At 72.5% G+C, this 16124-nt stretch carries 17 protein-coding genes; 14 read left to right on the top strand and 3 right to left on the bottom strand.

Going from position 1 to position 16124, the window contains the following annotated elements; translation table 11 throughout:
• Nucleotides 1-93: 93 nt before the first annotated feature.
• On the bottom strand, nt 94-1605 hold the full coding sequence (locus ACZ4TO_RS31815; RefSeq protein ID WP_382778678.1) for a hypothetical protein: 1512 nt from the start codon (nt 1603-1605) through the stop codon (nt 94-96).
• Nucleotides 1606-2203: 598 nt separating this feature from the next.
• Here ACZ4TO_RS31815 and ACZ4TO_RS31810 point away from each other — a divergent pair.
• Complete coding sequence (locus tag ACZ4TO_RS31810) at nt 2204-2407, top strand: cold-shock protein (protein ID WP_037622929.1); 204 nt, start codon at nt 2204-2206, stop codon at nt 2405-2407.
• An 841-nt stretch (nt 2408-3248) separates the two neighbouring features.
• Entirely contained in the window at nt 3249-3830 is a 582-nt protein-coding gene (locus tag ACZ4TO_RS31805) for a lamin tail domain-containing protein (RefSeq protein ID WP_385047150.1), read from the top strand.
• A 196-nt stretch (nt 3831-4026) separates the two neighbouring features.
• Here ACZ4TO_RS31805 and ACZ4TO_RS31800 read toward each other — a convergent pair whose 3' ends face one another.
• Nucleotides 4027-4899, bottom strand: coding sequence for a UbiA family prenyltransferase (locus tag ACZ4TO_RS31800; protein ID WP_468026054.1), 873 nt, complete (start codon nt 4897-4899; stop codon nt 4027-4029).
• A 142-nt stretch (nt 4900-5041) separates the two neighbouring features.
• On the opposite strand from ACZ4TO_RS31800, the gene ACZ4TO_RS31795 reads away from it, so the two are divergent.
• The 9 genes from ACZ4TO_RS31795 to ACZ4TO_RS31755 all read left to right on the top strand — a co-directional run bounded on the left by ACZ4TO_RS31795 (nt 5042) and on the right by ACZ4TO_RS31755 (nt 10856).
• A complete protein-coding gene (locus ACZ4TO_RS31795; RefSeq protein ID WP_468026053.1) occupies nt 5042-6100 on the top strand; it encodes a type III polyketide synthase in 1059 nt (352 codons plus the stop codon).
• Between the two features lie 40 nt (nt 6101-6140).
• Nucleotides 6141-6680, top strand: coding sequence for an isoprenylcysteine carboxyl methyltransferase family protein (locus ACZ4TO_RS31790; RefSeq protein WP_382778674.1), 540 nt, complete (start codon nt 6141-6143; stop codon nt 6678-6680).
• Nucleotides 6677-7708 carry an NAD(P)/FAD-dependent oxidoreductase gene (locus ACZ4TO_RS31785; RefSeq protein WP_468026052.1) on the top strand — a complete coding sequence of 344 codons (1032 nt, stop codon included), beginning with the start codon at nt 6677-6679 and terminating at the stop codon, nt 7706-7708. The genes ACZ4TO_RS31790 and ACZ4TO_RS31785 overlap by 4 nt, the downstream gene beginning before the upstream one ends.
• 238 nt (nt 7709-7946) lie before the next feature.
• Nucleotides 7947-8258, top strand: coding sequence for a hypothetical protein (locus tag ACZ4TO_RS31780; protein ID WP_468026051.1), 312 nt, complete (start codon nt 7947-7949; stop codon nt 8256-8258).
• 60 nt (nt 8259-8318) lie between these two features.
• Entirely contained in the window at nt 8319-8732 is a 414-nt protein-coding gene (locus ACZ4TO_RS31775; RefSeq protein ID WP_382778671.1) for a hypothetical protein, read from the top strand.
• Nucleotides 8733-8907: 175 nt separating this feature from the next.
• Nucleotides 8908-9279 carry a phage holin family protein gene (locus ACZ4TO_RS31770; protein WP_382778885.1) on the top strand — a complete coding sequence of 124 codons (372 nt, stop codon included), beginning with the start codon at nt 8908-8910 and terminating at the stop codon, nt 9277-9279.
• Nucleotides 9276-9812 (top strand): DUF3618 domain-containing protein, encoded by a 537-nt coding sequence (locus tag ACZ4TO_RS31765; RefSeq protein ID WP_468026050.1) that lies wholly within the window; start codon nt 9276-9278, stop codon nt 9810-9812. The genes ACZ4TO_RS31770 and ACZ4TO_RS31765 overlap by 4 nt, the downstream gene beginning before the upstream one ends.
• Nucleotides 9813-9947: 135 nt before the next feature.
• Nucleotides 9948-10274 carry a plasmid stabilization protein gene (locus tag ACZ4TO_RS31760; protein WP_468026049.1) on the top strand — a complete coding sequence of 109 codons (327 nt, stop codon included), beginning with the start codon at nt 9948-9950 and terminating at the stop codon, nt 10272-10274.
• 42 nt (nt 10275-10316) lie between these two features.
• Nucleotides 10317-10856, top strand: coding sequence for a DUF6328 family protein (locus ACZ4TO_RS31755; RefSeq protein ID WP_468026048.1), 540 nt, complete (start codon nt 10317-10319; stop codon nt 10854-10856).
• Between the two features lie 403 nt (nt 10857-11259).
• Here the strand turns inward: ACZ4TO_RS31755 and ACZ4TO_RS31750 are convergent, their stop codons facing one another.
• Nucleotides 11260-12054, bottom strand: a complete 795-nt coding sequence (locus ACZ4TO_RS31750; RefSeq protein WP_382778667.1) for an SAM-dependent methyltransferase — start codon at nt 12052-12054, stop codon at nt 11260-11262.
• 250 nt (nt 12055-12304) lie between these two features.
• Between ACZ4TO_RS31750 and ACZ4TO_RS31745 the strand changes: the two genes are divergently transcribed.
• From ACZ4TO_RS31745 to ACZ4TO_RS31735, 3 genes are all read left to right on the top strand, one after another.
• Nucleotides 12305-13762, top strand: a complete 1458-nt coding sequence (locus tag ACZ4TO_RS31745) for an MFS transporter (RefSeq protein WP_468026047.1) — start codon at nt 12305-12307, stop codon at nt 13760-13762.
• A gap of 261 nt (nt 13763-14023) precedes the next feature.
• Nucleotides 14024-14959 carry a GNAT family N-acetyltransferase gene (locus tag ACZ4TO_RS31740; RefSeq protein ID WP_451076109.1) on the top strand — a complete coding sequence of 312 codons (936 nt, stop codon included), beginning with the start codon at nt 14024-14026 and terminating at the stop codon, nt 14957-14959.
• Between the two features lie 221 nt (nt 14960-15180).
• On the top strand, nt 15181-16122 hold the full coding sequence (locus ACZ4TO_RS31735; RefSeq protein ID WP_382778664.1) for a L,D-transpeptidase: 942 nt from the start codon (nt 15181-15183) through the stop codon (nt 16120-16122).
• Nucleotides 16123-16124: the final 2 nt, after the last annotated feature.

The following is a 16124-nucleotide window of genomic DNA, read 5'->3' as shown; positions in this document are numbered from 1 at the left end:
CCGCCACCGCGAGCCCTGTGAGGTGGTGTCCGTGGGTGTGGCCTGCGCCGACGGCGGGACGCCCGGTCCGGTGCCGGACGCCCCGCCGTCGCGTCAGTAGCCGAAGCTCGACGTGGTGTACGCGCACTCCGTGTAGATGTAGCCCGGCGACAGCTTGGCGGTGTCCGAGGCGGGGGACTTGCCCGTGGCGCTGCGGGACTTGTGCACGAAGTAGGTGGTGCCGACGGGCAGCCGGATGGTCCGCTGCGGGTAGTGCTTGCCGCTGTCGCTGCACGGCTTGAAGCCGATCCCCAGCGTGCTGCCCAGCGAGTACGAGGTGCAGCCCTTGCAGGCCTTGAGGTTGAAGCTCCCCGTCACGGGTCCCGTGTACAGGACGGTGATCTCGTCGGGGCTGTCGTTCTTGACCGTGACGGCGATGCTGCCACCCGACGCGGTGGTCGGCAGACGCTTGCCGGCCGCCGGCACGGTCTGCGCGACCTCCGCGGCGATGGCGATCTTCTGGGCGCGGGCCCGGTTCTTGTGGTGCGGGTTGTTCTTGGCGAAGTCGTTCATGGTGGTGACGGCGTCACCGAAGTTCTTGTCCTTGTACTGGTCCAGGCCGCAGGCGTATCCGCCCGTGCTCGCGCTCCGCGAGGCGCGGTCGGCGTCCTTGCCGAGGGCGTCGGACAGACCGGCCTCGTCCCCGGGCAGTCCCCGGACCTGGGTGGCGAGGCCGTCGAGCTGCTTCACGGCGTCGCACGGGTCGTCGCCGCCCACCGAGCCGACCGCCTTGTCGACCGCGCTCTTCACGGCGGGTTCGACCTTCCCGGCCTGCGCGGACCTGGGGAAGGTCGACAGAAGCTCGCCGAACTGCGCGGTCCAGCCCTCGTTCCCGCCGCTCAGCGACGCGGCCGCGCACTCGTAGAGCGACGTCGCCAGCCGGTCGTCGGGCCAGTCGGCGAGGTCTCCCACCGCCTTCTTGTCCATCGTGCTCGGCACCGTACGGAGGTACTTCAGGGGCTGGACGGCGGCGCAGTAGTCCTTGCGCGTGTACGGGGCGCCGACGGTGGCGTAGTACGTCTTGAGCCGCCCGGGCACACGCGAGGCCGCGCGGGAGTCCGGGTGGTCCTCGCGCAGCGCGTTGTACGCGGACAGGGCACGGCGATAGCCGGCCTCGCCGTTCGCGAAGTCCGACTTCCCGGAGCGGACGACCAGCTCGTCGGCCCGGTCGAGCCGGTCGAGGAGCATCTGCTCCGTCGCCTCGTCACGCGCCCCGTCGTACAGGACGACGCCGGTGGCGGGCACGGCCAGCAGGACGACGCCGAGCACGGCCGCGATCAGGGCGCTCGGCAGCAGCGCGAGCCGGCTCCGCAGGCCCACGGACGCGCCGTGCGCGGCGGCCAGCACGAGGAAGGCCAGATAGAGCACGACCGCCGTACCGGGGACCCCGTCGGGGTCCGCGGGCAGGGCCACCAGCAGCAGGAGCCCGGTCGCGACCCAGCACACGGCCATGAGCACCCAGCGGCGCAACACGGCGTATCCGAGCCCGAGCCCGCTGAGGTTCAGCAGCGCCACCGCGACGGCCCGCCACGGATGCGCCGGACCGGGCGGTGGCGCGGTCGGCATCGGCGGCACGACAAAGCCGTCACGAGCACCTTGATGATCCCAGGACATGACGGTTCCCCCCGTCGATCACGCCTGAAGCTACCTGACTTGTCAGCGTACGGACAGTCAGCGACCGGCGACAGAGCCCGCATCCAGCCTGTACGACCCACTCACCACACCGGCCGACAGCGGCCCCGCGCGTCGCGCCGCCCGCCCCGCACCGCGCCGACCGATGCCGCCGTGGCCGATCGGGCCTTCATGCCATGTCCTGCGTCGCGTGCGACGGACCCGGCCGGTGCTCCCTTTCGGCGCCGACCTGACGGGTGGTTCGTGACCCCGGGACATGGGCCGACCGCGTCGCGACGTCCCTCGACGACCGCGGCCGAATGCGGACATCCGGCCATGGTGGGGTGTGTGTGGCTGCAGTGGCGCTCCACCTGACGGCCCTCGCTCTCTGGTGAGAGGCGCTCTCGCCGTGTAACGTCGCCGCCAGATGTCGTGGTTCGCAGTACCTGCCCGCGCCGTGGTGCGGGCGTTTTGCTGTGCAGTGCCCGAGGACCAGGACGACTACCTCCGGGTCCGCGCGGTGCGGACCCGTCATCGAGTGAGAGGCACTGGCATGGCCAGCGGAACTGTCAAGTGGTTCAACGCCGAAAAGGGTTTCGGCTTCATCGCGCAGGACGGCGGCGGCCCCGACGTCTTCGCCCACTACTCCAACATCAACGCCACTGGCTTCCGTGAGCTCCAGGAAGGCCAGGCCGTGACGTTCGACATCACCCAGGGCCAGAAGGGCCCGCAGGCGGAGAACATCACCCCCGCCTGATCCCGCGTCACGCCGGCACGGCGCCTCGTCGCACATCCGCGATCGAGGCGCCGTGCGGTCGGCGGACCACCCGGGCCCCCGTCCTCCCAAGAGGGGCGGCCGGTCCGTGCACGGACACCGCGGCAGCGTGCGACACGCCCGCGCGCGGGGACGAACCCGCCCCTTCCGGCGCCACCGGCGCCGATGCTCCGACGGCCCCCTCGCGGCGCCGTCCTCCCTCGTCAGCGCCCCACCACCTCGCGCAGGTCGTGCCGAGGCGCACGAACTCTCGCGGCCCGTCGCTCGACGACGGTCCCGCCGACGCCCGCTCGTCGCGGCGATGATTCCCCCACCAGCTCGACGGTGTTCCTGTTTCGCCGGCACCTGTCACCCGGTCCCGCGGATCCCGGATCCCGGTCCTGCCGATCCCGGATCCCGGTCCCGTGTCCCGAGAATCGCCGCTCGGATCCCGTCCCCGGCCTTCCGCCGTGCTTCTCGGACCCGTTGCACACGCCGATCCGGACCGGAACGACGTTACTCACTTTAGGGTGAGCGCCCGGTTTGCCATGTTGACGTGAGGGATGTCCGGCTACGGCCTACATGCTGTAGGAGTACGGGAGTTGGCGATGACGAGCCATCACTCATCGGCTTTCGGCGGTTAAAGGGCTGATACAAGCATCTGTAACCGACATGTCCGTAATTCGTAACAGCGGTCGGGTGTCGCACGTCCAGGGCGCGGATGTGCAGCAAGTTATGAGTCCTCGGCCACCGGGCCGGGACTCGCACAGGGTCGCACCGTGCGGGTTCCCCGAAAGGGGCGCCCGCACGGGGTGTGCCGGCTCTCGAACCTTGAGGAGCTTTCATGTCCGTTTCCACGTCTGTCACTGTCCGCCGCCTCGTCGCCGCCGCTCTCGCGGCCGGCGCCCTGGTCGGCTCCGCGTCCGTCTCCGCCTCGGCCGCCGAGCCGCGTTTCGAGCGGACCCACGTCGACATCAGCAGGGTCCAGAGCGACGCGCCGGGCTTTGACGACCGCTCCGCCCGTTCCCTGAACGCGGAGTGGGTGGAAATCACCAACTCGGGTCGCCACGGGGTGAACCTGAACGGCTGGACGCTGTCGGACGAGGACGGCAACCGGTACACGTTCCGGCACTTCACCCTGGGCGGCCGTGCCACCGTCCGGGTCCACACCGGCTACGGCCGTGACACCAGCCGCGACGTCTACCAGGACCGCCGCAACGAGGTGTGGGACAACCGCTCCGACGAGGCCACGCTGCGCACCGACCGCGGCCGCTTCGTCGACAGCGTCTCCTGGGGCCGGCACCACGACCGCAACCACGGTCGTGACGACCACCGCGGTCACGGCCGTGACGACAACCGCGGCCACGGTCGCGACGACCACCGTGGCCACGACCGCGACGACCACCGTGGTCACGACGGTCGCTGAACGACCCCTGACGGCACCCCCGTTCGGGGCCGGGTGATGGAGGACGACCGGCCGGGTGCCGGACGCCGCCAGACCCCGTGATCGCTCGGCTCGCCGGACGGAATCGCTGAGGAAGACCCGCACCGCACGGTGCGGGTCTTCCGCGTGTCCGCGTGTCCGGGGGCCAGGTGCCCGGGTGTCCGGGGGGCCGGGTGTCTCAGGTGGGCCCCATCCCGGTGCCGCCGAGCAGCAGGATCACATCCACCGCCGCCACGACGACCGCCGTCACGAACGCCAGCCGCTCCCGGCGCCGTCCCAGCACCGTCCCCGTCACCGCCACCAGGAGGACCAGGACCAGCGCCGTCACCTCGCGTCGGCCGGGCGGTCCCGCCGGTCCCAGGGCGAGCAGCGCGGACGCGATCACCAGCGGCACCGGCAGCAGCAGCCGGGCCCGGTCGGGTCCCAGACGCTGCGGCCACCCCCGTACCCCCGTCGCCAGATCGCCGCGGATGTCCGGAAGCACATCACCCAGGTGCGCTCCGATCCCCAGCAGCGCCCCGGCGCCGAGCACCCACCAGGGCGGCCACGGATGGCCGGGCAGCCCGAGGCGCACGAAGGCGGGCAGCGCGGCGAACCCCAGGGCGTAGGGCGCCCAGGACCAACGGGTGGTCTTGAGCCGCAGGTTGTACGCCCACGCCGCACCGACCGCGGCCAGGTGCACGGCGCCCGCCCCGAGGCCGCAGAGCAGCGAGAGGGGTACGCACAGCGCCAGCGCCGCGTAGGCGGCGGTCCACACCCGGCCCGCGCCGATCGCGCCGGCCACGACGGGCTTGCCGCGGCGGCCGGCCGCGATGTCCCGCCGCGCGTCGAACGCGTCGTTGCACCAGCCGACGGACAACTGCCCCGCGAGCACGGCGGCCCACACCAGCACGCAACCCGCGGGTCCGCGGCCGCTGATCACGGCCAGCGCCGCCGTCAGCGAGGTGACGGCCAGGACGGCGCCCGGGTGGCACGCCCGGGCCAGACCGGCCGGCAGGCCGCTCCCGCGCCCCGCGCCGTCACCGGCCGTCATGTGCTCGGGAGTACCCACCCGGCGATGGTAGGAGGCCGCGTCCACGCGGCCGGGGCGCGCCACGGGGCGAACGGCCGGACGGGCGATCCCTGGTGGCGCGGCGCCGGTCCGGGGAAGGCCTGTTGGGCAGCCCACCCCAGCCGGTTCGGACGGGAGCCCTATGACGCGGATCGCCGCTGTTCACGGAAGCCTCGCGCCGCACCGCTACGACCAGTCGGAGATCACCGACATGGTGGCCCGCAGGTGTCTGCGCGAGGGCGCCGACCGCCACGCGCTCGACCGGCTGCACCGCGCCGCGAAGGTCCGCGGCCGCCACATGACGCTCCCGCTCGAGGCGTACGAGGCACTGGACGGGTTCGGCGCCGCGAACGACGTCTACATCCAGGCCGCCACGGACATGGGCGCCAAGGCGGTCCGGGAGGCGCTGCGTCTGGCCGGTCTGTCCGCGACCGACGTCGACCTGCTGGTCTTCACCTCCGTCACGGGCGTCGCCGCGCCCTCCGTCGACGCCCGGGTGGCGGGCCGCCTCGGAATGAGGCCGGACGTCCGGCGCGTGCCGATGTTCGGCCTGGGGTGCGCCGGGGGCGCCGCGGGCCTGTCGCGGATCCACGACTGTCTGCTGGGACGGCCCGGACACGTGGCGGTGCTGCTGTCGGTGGAGCTGTGCTCGCTGACCTTCCAGCGTGACGACGCCTCCCTGGCCAACCTGGTCGCCACCGGCCTGTTCGGTGACGGCGCCGCCGCGGTGGTGGTGTGCGGTTCCGGTCGTACGGGCGAAGCCGAGGGGCCCACGATCGTGGACACGCGCAGCCGGCTGTATCCCGACACCAGCCGCATCCTGGGCTGGGAGGTCGAGGACTCGGGCTTCCGGGTCGTTCTGGACGCCGACATCCCCGACGTGGTGCGCCGTCATCTCGCCGACGACGTCCAGGGGTTCCTGGGCGACCACGGTCTGAAGACGAAGGACGTGAGCGCGTGGGTGTGCCACCCCGGCGGCCCCCAGATCCTGGACGCCGTCGCCGAGGCGCTCGAACTGCCGGACGGAGCGCTGGATGTGACGTGGCGTCATCTGGCCGACGTGGGCAACCTCTCCTCGTCGTCCGTCCTGCACGTCCTGCGCGACACCCTGGCCACCCGCCGCCCGCCCCCCGGCACTCCGGGTCTGCTGCTGGCGATGGGACCGGGCTTCGCCTGCGAGATGGTGCTCCTGCGCTGGTAGGCCGCCCGGCGCACGACATGGAACGGTGGGACACGGACACATGGACTGGTACGCACTGCTGGTGGCCGCCGTCGCCGCCGAACGGGTCGGCGAACTCGTCGTCGCCCGTCGCAACGAACGCTGGAGCAGAGCGCGCGGCGCGATCGAGGCGGGCCGGGGCCACTACCCGGCGATGGTCGCCCTGCACACCGCCCTGCTGCTCGGCTGCCCCGCCGAGGTGTGGCTGGCCGACCGGCCCTTCGTCCCGGCGCTCGGCTGGTCCATGCTGGCCGTCCTCATGGGCGCCCAGGCCCTGCGCTGGTGGTGCATCGCCACCCTGGGGTTCCGCTGGAACACCCGGGTGATCGTCGTACCCGGTCTGCCGCTCGTGGCGCGTGGCCCCTACCGGTTGCTGCGTCATCCGAACTACGTGGCGGTCGTCGCGGAGGGGGTCGCCCTCCCGCTGGTGCACACCGCCTGGGTCACGGCGGTGCTGTTCACGCTGGTCAACGCCGTCGTGCTCACGGTACGCATCCGATGCGAGAACCGGGCCCTGGCCGGTGTGGCCGGTGCTCCCTCGATCGGGTCCGTTCCGGCGTGATCGACGTCCTGGTCGCCGGTGGCGGCCCCGCCGGTCTGGCCGCCGCGATCCACAGCGCGCTGGCCGGCCTGGAGGCGGTGGTCGTTGAGCCGCGGACCGCCCCGGTGGACAAGGCCTGCGGGGAGGGCGTCATGCCGAGCGGAGTCGCCGGGCTGCGGGTGCTGGGCGTCGAGCCCGCGGGGAGGGAACTGCGCGGAATCCGGTACGTGGCCGGCAGCGCCCGCGCCGAGGCGTGCTTCCTCGGGCCCGGCGGCCTGGGCATCCGCCGTACCGAGCTGCACCGCGCGCTGCACGAACGCGCGCTAGGCCTCGGCGTACGGATCGTGCCGGGCAGGGTGGGGGAGGTGCGTCAGAGCGCGGACTCGGTCAGCGCCGTGGGTCTCACGGCGCGCTGGCTGATCGCCGCCGACGGACTGCACTCCACCGTCCGCCGCGGCCTGGGCCTGGACCTTCCCGGCGGCACGCACCGGCGCTACGGGCTGCGCCGGCACTACCGCGTCGAGCCCTGGACCGACTTCGTCGAGGTCCACTGGTCCGGCCGGGGCGAGGCCTATGTGACCCCCGTCGCCGACGACCTGGTCGGCGTCGCGGTCCTCAGCCGGGTCCGGCGCGGGTACGACGAGCACCTGCGCGACTTCCCCGACCTCACCGCTTCGCTGCGCGCGGCCGGTGCTCCGGCCGGGGAAGGAGCCACCGGCGTCCGCGGTGCAGGGCCGCTGCTCCAGCGGGTGCGCCGCAGGGTCGCCGGACGCGTCCTGCTGGTCGGCGACGCCGCGGGCTATGTCGACGCCCTCACGGGCGAGGGGATCGCCCTCGGCCTCGCGACGGCCGGTGCCGCCGTACGCTGTGTCGCCGCAGGTCGGGTGGGGGAGTACGAGCGGGCGTGGGCCCTGCTCACCCGGCGGCACCGCCTGCTGACCGGCGCCCTGCTGGCCGCCAGCCGCCGCCCCGGCACGGCCCGCCTGGTCGTCCCTGCGGCGTCCCGCCTCCCCCCGCTCTTCACCGCCGCCGTCCGCGCGCTCCAGTAGCACGCCGGAGCGCCCGGACCCGCGGTTCGGGATCCGGCGTCCGGGGGCGGCCGGGCCCACGCGGACCCCGCCGCCGCTCGCGCCTTCCCGCGCCCGAGGCCGACACGCTGGGGCTTCGCGCCCCGCGCCGGACCTGACGCGGAGCGGTCCGGCGTTCCGGCGGCCACCTGCTTCATCACGACCGAGAGGGGTACTTGCGACGCGTCACACCCCACCCGCGCGAGGAAAAGAGGACGTCGTGAGCGAGCCCCGCCCGCAAGGCCCCGGGACCGGTGACGGGCCGATGCCGAAGCCCGTACCGAGGGATCTGCCCGATCAGCAGGCGGCACCCGACGAGGACCCCTTGGACGTGGTCGGCGTACCCAGGCCATCGACCGGGAGCCGCCGCACCGGGGCGGAGCGCCGCGGTCCGGACGGCGAGGCCGACGACGCGGAGAAGTCCGGCACGGAGGTCCCCGACACGGACGAGGCGGGCACCGGCCCCAGGGGCGCCCCGCGCTCCGGCAGCTCCCGCCCCGAGCAGCCGGTGCCGGACGAGCCGTCCGCCTGACGTCCGCGGGCGCTCGGGCGGGTGACGCACCGTCGCACCCCAGCGAAAGGAGAGTGGCCTGTGGTCACCGTGTCCCTCACCGGAACGTCCAGGGAGGACGCAGCCACCGTCTTCGACGTGCTGCGAACGGCCTTCCCCACCGACCGGTCCTCGACCGTCCCCGAGGATCCGCCCGGATCCCGTCCCGCCGTGTGGACCGCGGAGTTCGCGCCCGCCGACGACCGCATCCCGACCGGTCCGGCCCCGCTGGAAGGCCCGGTCAGCGCGACGCTGCAGGGCGGCTACCTCGCCGTGGACCTCCTGCGCGAGGCGCTGAACGGCGCCTTCGCCGTGCAGGAGCGGGGCACCGCGTCGGGGGACCAGGAGAAGGAGGTCGACCTGCGGCTCGGGGCCAAACGGCAGCCGGGCCGAAGCACCCCGGACACCGCCGTCGACCCCGAACCGCCCGGCCCGGACTCGTCCGGCCGGGAATGAACGCACCTGCCCTGGACCGCCTGGTTCGGGGTACCCGGTGCGTCAGCGACGGCCGGAGCACGCCGAAGTGCCCGGCCCGGATCGAAGAAGCGGACAGGAGGTGATCACCGTGTCGGATGTACGGGCGACGACCGACGGAACAGCCGAGCCGATACGCGGGAACGGATCGGATCAGGTGGGTGAGCTGGTCCAGCGGGCCTCGCAGCAACTCACCGAACTGGTGCGGGGCGAACTCCGTCTGGCGCAGGCGGAGATGAAGGAGAAGGGCAGGCGGTACGGGAAGAGCGGCGGCCTGTTCGGGGGCGCCGGAGTGGTCGGCTTCCTGACACTTCAGGCCCTGGTGGCCACCGCCATCGCCGCGCTCGCCGTGACCCTGCCGGTGTGGGCGGGGGCACTGATCGTCACCGCCCTCCTGGGCGCCGTCGCCACCGCCATGGCACTGACCGGGAAGAAGCAGGCCGGCCGGGCGGCACCGCCCAAGCCGGAGCAGGCGATCGAGAACGTGAAGGCCGACGTGGCCGAGATCAAGAGGAGTGCGCACCGATGAACGAACAGTCCGACGGCAAGCAGACGGCCACGACACCCGACGAGGTGCGTGAACAGGTCGAGCGGACCCGTGCCGAGCTGGGGGAGACGGTCCAGGCGCTGGCCGACAAGGCCGACGTCAAGGCCCGTGCGAAGGACAAGGGCGCCGAGGTCAAGGAGAGGACCGTGGAGGTCGCCGGGCAGGCGAGGGAGAAGACCGCGGAGGTCGCCGGGCAGGCGAAGGAGAAGACCGCGGAGGTCGCCGGGCAGGCCGCCGCCAAGGCGGGCGAGCTGAGGGACAAGGCGTCGAAGGCCGCGCACGCGGTCCAGGACAGGGTGCCCGACCCCGTCAAGGACCGGGCGGCCCAGGCCGCCGACCAGGTGCGGGACACGGCCGCGAAGGCCGGCGGCGTGTGGCAGGAGAAGGCCCCCGAAGCGCTGCGGCAGCAGACGGCCCAGGGAGCGCGGCTGGCACGCGAGAACCGGATGCTGATCCTGGCCGGGGCGAGCGCCGCCGTCCTCGTATGGCTGACAGTCCGCCACCGGAAGGGGTGAACGGCCGGAGCCCGCGCGGCGCCGACGGGTCGCGTTCGGCCGCCCCCTCACCGGGGACCCGGGCTCACGAGCCACGAACGGGCGCGAGGCGGCACGCGCGCACCGGACAGGCCGCGTCCAGGAAGAAGGTGCACCATGCCCGCAGGATCGAACAGGAAGCGCGAGCGGCAGTACGAGCACATCAAGGAGAGCGCACAGGAACGCGGGGAGTCCACGAAGCGCGCCGAGGAGATAGCGGCCCGCACGGTGAACAAGGAACGGGCCAGGGCGGGCGAGTCGAAGACGGCGAGCGAGACGTCCTTGCGCGACCCCAAATCGGCGTCGCAGCGGGGCGGCGAACGCTCGCACTCCGGCGCGCGGGGCCCGACCAAGGACCAGTTGTACGAAGAGGCCAGGAAACGCGGCGTCCACGGGCGCTCGTCCATGAGCAAGCAGCAGCTCAAGAACGCGCTGGGCCGCTGAGGGGCGCGCACCGGCGCCGCACGACCAGGAGAGGGACCGCCGATGCAGGCTGACGTCCGGAAGGACGGCCGCGACGAGTCGCCCGAGGAGCGGGCCGACCGCAAGTGGGTCGACCTGCTCCAGGAGATCCGCGTGGCCCAGACGGGCGTGCAGATCCTGTTCGGCTTCCTGCTGACCGTGGTGTTCCAGCCGTCCTACCGGCGGTTGTCCGACGCGGATCAGACGCTCTACATGGTGACGATCGTCCTCGGCGCCACGGCCGTGGGCGCGCTGGTCGCCCCGGTGGCGTTCCACCGCATCGTGACGGGCCGCTTCATCAAGCCGGAGGCCGTCGTGTGGGCGTCCAGGCTGACGCTGCTCGGCCTGCTGCTCCTGCTGCTCACGATGACCGCCGCTCTGCTGCTGGTGCTGCGCACGGCCACCCACGACGACGGGTACGTGCCCTGGATCGTCGCGGGCGTGGCGGCGCTGTACATCCTGTGGTGGCTCGTCATCCCCGTGGTTCTCCGGATCCGCCTGGGGCGCCACGCGGCCGACGACTCGGATTCAGGGGCCGGCCCCGACGACGGTGCCGCGGACTGAACGGGCTGTCCCGGCACATGCCCCGGGTGGGACGGCCGCGGGAGCCGTCCCACCCGGCGGCCGCCGGGTCGCGCGCCGTCCGATCGCGCGCCGCCCGGAGCCGCGCGGGGCCTCTCGCGGTCAGCGGTTGCGGATGGCGCTGGTGGTGAAGAACCCGGTGGCAGCGGCGGCGACGAGAGCACAGACAGAAAACAGCATGGTTCGACGCACAGGACGTCCTCTCTGACGGAGCGTGAGTTGGCATCCTGCACAACGCCGGTCATGCCGCCGGGGGCTCGCCGCCGCCCCATACGCCACCCGCATGGACGCGATACCGGTCCGCGCCGCACGGATCACCGGGGCACGGCACGTCGACCGTCCCCGGTGCCGCTCGGCGATCCGCCGTTCGCCGTCCCCGTACCGCTCAGCGCACGCGGGCCACGGCCGTGTAGATGCCGCTGTCCTCCGGCGCCGGCGCCGGTACCTCGCCCGACTGGACCCACTGCGTCGCCGTCACCAGGCCGGGGGAGACGAGGTCGAGGCCGTCGAAGAAGCGCTCCACCTCGGACCGGGTACGGAAGCCGAGCTGGATGCCGCCCTTGGCGTACTCGGCGGTGACCTGGGCGGACAGCTCGGGGAACACGTCGGAGGAGGCGTGCGACAGCACCAGGTAACTGCCCGACGGCAGCGTGTGGACCAGGTTGCGCACGATGGAGTGCGCGTCCTGCTCGTCGGGGATGAAGTGCATCAGCGCGATCAGCGACAGCGCGATCGGCCGGCTGAAGTCCAGGACGTGGCGGGCGTGTTGGACGATGTCCTCCGGCCGCCGCACGTCGGCCTGTATGTAGTCGGTGACGCCCTCGGGGCGGCTGACCAGGAGCGCCTCGGCGTGACGCAGCACGATGGGGTCGTTGTCGGTGTAGACGACCTTCGCCGACGGCGTGATGTTCTGGACTATCTGGTGCAGGTTCGGCTGGGTGGGGATGCCGGTGCCGATGTCCAGGAACTGGTCGATGCCCTGCCCGGCGAGCCAGGCGGACGCCCGGTGCATGAACTCGCGGTTCTGCCGGGCGGCGTCCCTCGCCTCGGGCGGAAGCTTCTCTCCCACCGCCTCGTCGACCGGGTAGTTGTCCTTGCCGCCCAACAGCCAGTCGTAGACCCGCGCGGGATGCGCCTTGCTGGTGTCGAGCGGCGGAAACGACTGTCGGTCGATCGTCATGCTAGCTCCCATCGCACCACGGAAACGCGGCAGGCCAAATGTTCGATCATCCTACTCGGAGCGGTCATGTGGTCGGCACGGTACGGGAGTTGAGAGAGCGAGGAGACGCCCGCACGGCACGCGCCGGGCGCGGCGCGGGTACGGAGAGGACCCGGGGCGGCGCGGCCGGCCGGTCCGGGCTCCGGTTGCGGTGCCCCGCGCGCGCCCGCACGCTGGCTGGAGGGGTGACCCGCGCCAGGGGATGGTCGTCGTGAGCGGATCCGCAGGCCGGACGACGCGGCTGTTCTCGCGCCAGGACCGCGCCGTCATCGCCGCAGCCTCGATCGCGATGCTGCTGGTGGAGCTGGACTGGTTCGCGCTGAACCTCATGCTGCCCGTGATCGCCCGCGACTTCGGGACACCGGCCACGAACCTGCAGTGGCTCGTGAGCGGCTACATGCTGACCCTCGGGGCACTCATGATCGTCGGCGGGCGGGCGGCCGACCTCTACGGCCGCAGACGGATCATCGTCCTCGGGCTGACGGGCTTCGCCGTGATGTCGGTCGTGTGCAGTGCCGCGCAGAACGCGGCGTGGCTGACCGCGGGACGCGTGGTCCAGGGGATGACGGCGGCACTGGTCCTGCCGATCGCGGTGGCGGTGGTGACGGCGCACTTTCGTGACGCCCGTCAGGGCCGGGCCGTAGGGACCGTGCTCGCCTTCAGCGCGGTCGGCACGGCCCTCGGCCCCTTCGTCGGGGGCTCCTTCGCCGAACTCGTGAGCTGGCGCGCGGTGTTCCTGCTGAACGTGCCGTTCTGTGCGCTGGCGGTGCTGCTCATGCTGCGCTACGTGACGGAGTCGCGGGACGAGGGAGCAGCAGGGGGGATGGACCTGCCGGGCGCCGTCACGCTGGCCGCCGGCCTGACCGCCGTCATGCTCGGCGTCGACCAGGGCTCGAACTGGGGCTGGGCCTCGGCGGCCACCCTGGTGTGCTTCGCCGGGGGCGCGGCGTTGCTGGCCCTGTTCGTCGTCGTCGAGCGGCGGTCGGCGGAACCGCTGATCGACCTGTCGCTGCTGCACAACCGGCCCTTCGTGACCGTGACGGCGGCCGGGACGGTGTCGAACATCGTGTACTGCCTCGTCGCGGTACTGGCCGCGCTGTATCTCCAGCAGGCACGGGGACTGTCGCCGCTGGAGTCGGGAGTGGTGTTCCTGGCGCTGTCCGCGGGAGTCGGCGCGGCGAGCTACTGGTCCGGGCATCTGGCGCGGCGGTGGCGGGCGGAGGTGCTGATGGCGGTGGGGCTGCTGCTCAGCGGGGTGGCGCTCGGCGCGCTGACCTGGGCCCGTCCGCTGCCGCTCTACGCCGCCGTGTTCGCCGTCGTCGGAGCGGGCGTCGGACTCGGCTGGGCGCTCACCAACGCGGCGACCCAGTCGTACGTGTCCGCCGGACGGCTCGCCGCCGCGTCGGGTCTGGTGCTCACCTCGCTGGTGCTGTGGGGCGCGGTGGCCGTGACCGTGGCCGCGACCGTACTGGAGGAGGTCAGCGGTTCCACCGGCGGCGCGGCCTCCGACGGCTCGGCGATCGACGGGGTGCTGCGCGTGGTCGCCCTGCTCTCCGTGGCCGGCGCGGCGGTGCTGGTCCCCCTCGTCAGATCCGGCACCGCGCCGCCCGCGAAAGCGCCGGCGGCGGCACCGGAAGGAGTCGACGCGGCCCCGCGATCACGCTCCTAGAGGAGGCAGTCCGAGCCCCGCTCGAACCGCGGTGCGTGTGCGCCGACACGAACGTTCCGTTTACAGAACGTTCTGTTTATGGAACGCTGATCGGGTCACGGCACATGCGTCACCGGCACGCCAGGGGCGGAAAGCCATGGAACCGGCCCGCCGCTCCGGCGTCGGCAAGGGCACGCACCCCGAGCCGGAGACCGGCCGACGCGATCCGGCGCTTTCGAGCGAAGCCGGCCACGTCATCGAGAGACAGGATGATCCCCGTACATGCCCGTACGTATCGCGCGCCCAGAGGAACTACCCGCCCTCGTCCAGTACTCCGACCAGCCCGAGCGCAACGCCGGGACGGCCGCCTACCTCACCGACCTGCTGGCCAAGAAGTGCACCCGGCCGGAGTGGTGCCTGGTCGCGGAGGACGAGGCCGGTCGGCTCACGGCGGCCACCGCGCTGTGGACCCTCCCCGGGAACGACGTCCCGATGGCCCTGGTGCTCCTTGAGGCGCCGTGGGACGAACCCGGCCTGGCCACCGGCCGGGCGCTGCTGGCCGAGGCCGTCGCCCTGGCCGCCCAACTCGGCGCCACCGAGCTGGAGCACGTCACCGACTCGCCCACGCAGCCGCCGCAGTACCAGGCGGAGCCGGAACGGCGGGCCGAGCTTCTCCGCCTGGCGGGCTTCGAGCGGGCCCGTGACGGTCGCCGCTTCCGCCGTCGCCCCGGGGTTGAACTCACCTCGCATGATGACCGATTGACCTGGCAGTCCCTGCCCGCTCTGGGCCGTGAGCCGTTCATCGCCCTCCTCGCCGAGGCGCTGCCGACCAGCGCCGACGCCCAACTCGCCGCCAAGGTCGCCCGGCATGGCGCCCGGCGTGCCGCGGAAGGCCTCTTCGCGGACATGGAGGAGTTCTCGTACGAGCCCTCGTGGTGGGAACTGGGCTTCGCTCCGGACGGCACGCCGGCCGCCCTCAGCCTCCCCGCCCGAAACCCCTCGGTCGCGGTGATCGGCCTGGTGGCGGTGTCTCCCGCCTGCCGCGGCAACGGCTATGCGACGGCGGTGGTGGCCCGCGGCACGCGGCTGCTCGTCGAAGCGGGCGCCGAGGAGATCCGCGGTGACTGCGACGCGGCCAACACCGCCATGATCACGGCTTTCGAACGGGCAGGCTACGAGAACTTCGCCGACCGCCAGGAGTTCACCCTCCGGTGGTGACCGGGGGCCGCTCCCGCACTGTGACGAACGCTCAGCAACCGTTCACGCCTCGCGTCCGATCCGTGCGGGTGTGAGCCTCCCGAGTCGGGTTTTGAATCGCGCTTTACACATCAACTGCAACCGTGGACGCGTGCCCGCAGTCCAAGAGAGAAGTGAGGCAGGCACGATTGTGAGCCGGGGTAAAAGTGAAGCGACGTAGCGGGATAACGACGGCACTCGTCATGGTTGCGGTGCTGGCGGGGGCCAGTGCCTGCGGCGGGGGTACGCCGAAGGCGAGTTCAGACGACGGAAAGGCCGGGGCGAAGAAGCCGACGGCCAGCGCGAAGCCGTCTCCATCGAAGCCCGCCGGGCCGCCGATGCTGCTGGAGACGATCACGCCGCAGACCGGTGCCACGGTCGGTGTCGCGATGCCGATCTCGGTCATCTTCACCAATCCGGTGGCCCAGAAGGCCCGCGCCGGCATCGAGAAGCACATGAAGGTCACCAGCTCGCAGCCGATGACCGGCGCGTGGCACTGGTTCGGTGACCGGCGCGCCGACTGGCGGCCCAAGTCGTACTGGGCGAGCGGTACGAAGGTGAAGGTCACCGCCGACCTGAAGGGTGTCGCGAACGGCAACGGCCGCTACGGCACGCGTTCCTACGTCCATGACTTCACGGTCGGCGACGACGTCCGCGCGGACGTGTCGGTCACCGGTCACACGATGAAGGTCACCAAGAACGGCGCGCCGGTGCGGACCCTCTCCATCAACGCGGGCAGCGCCGAATACCCCACGTGGAACGGCGTGATGGCGGTGATCGACAAGCAGGAGAAGGTCCACATGACCTCGTGCAGCGTCGGCATCAGCTGCAACAAGGGCGACGCGAACTACTACGACCTGACCCTTCCCTGGGACGTCCACCTGACCCAGTCCGGGACCTACGTCCACTATTCGACCGGTGACCCGAACCCGGGCAGCGGCAGCGCCCGGGGCTCGCACGGCTGCGTCCACCTGTCGATCACGGACGCCAAGTGGTTCTACGGCCAGGTCAAGCAGGGCGACCCGGTGTCCGTCACCGGCTCCCCGCGCGCCAAGGCCCCGGCCGACAACGGCTACGCCTCGTTCAACTTGAGCTGGGACCAGTGGCTGGCGGGCAGCGCGGCCGGGGAGACCACCGCGGGCTGACG

It is taken from the genome of Streptomyces sp. NPDC028298, assembly GCF_055565895.1.
This window is presented reverse-complemented; position numbering and strand designations above follow the sequence as displayed.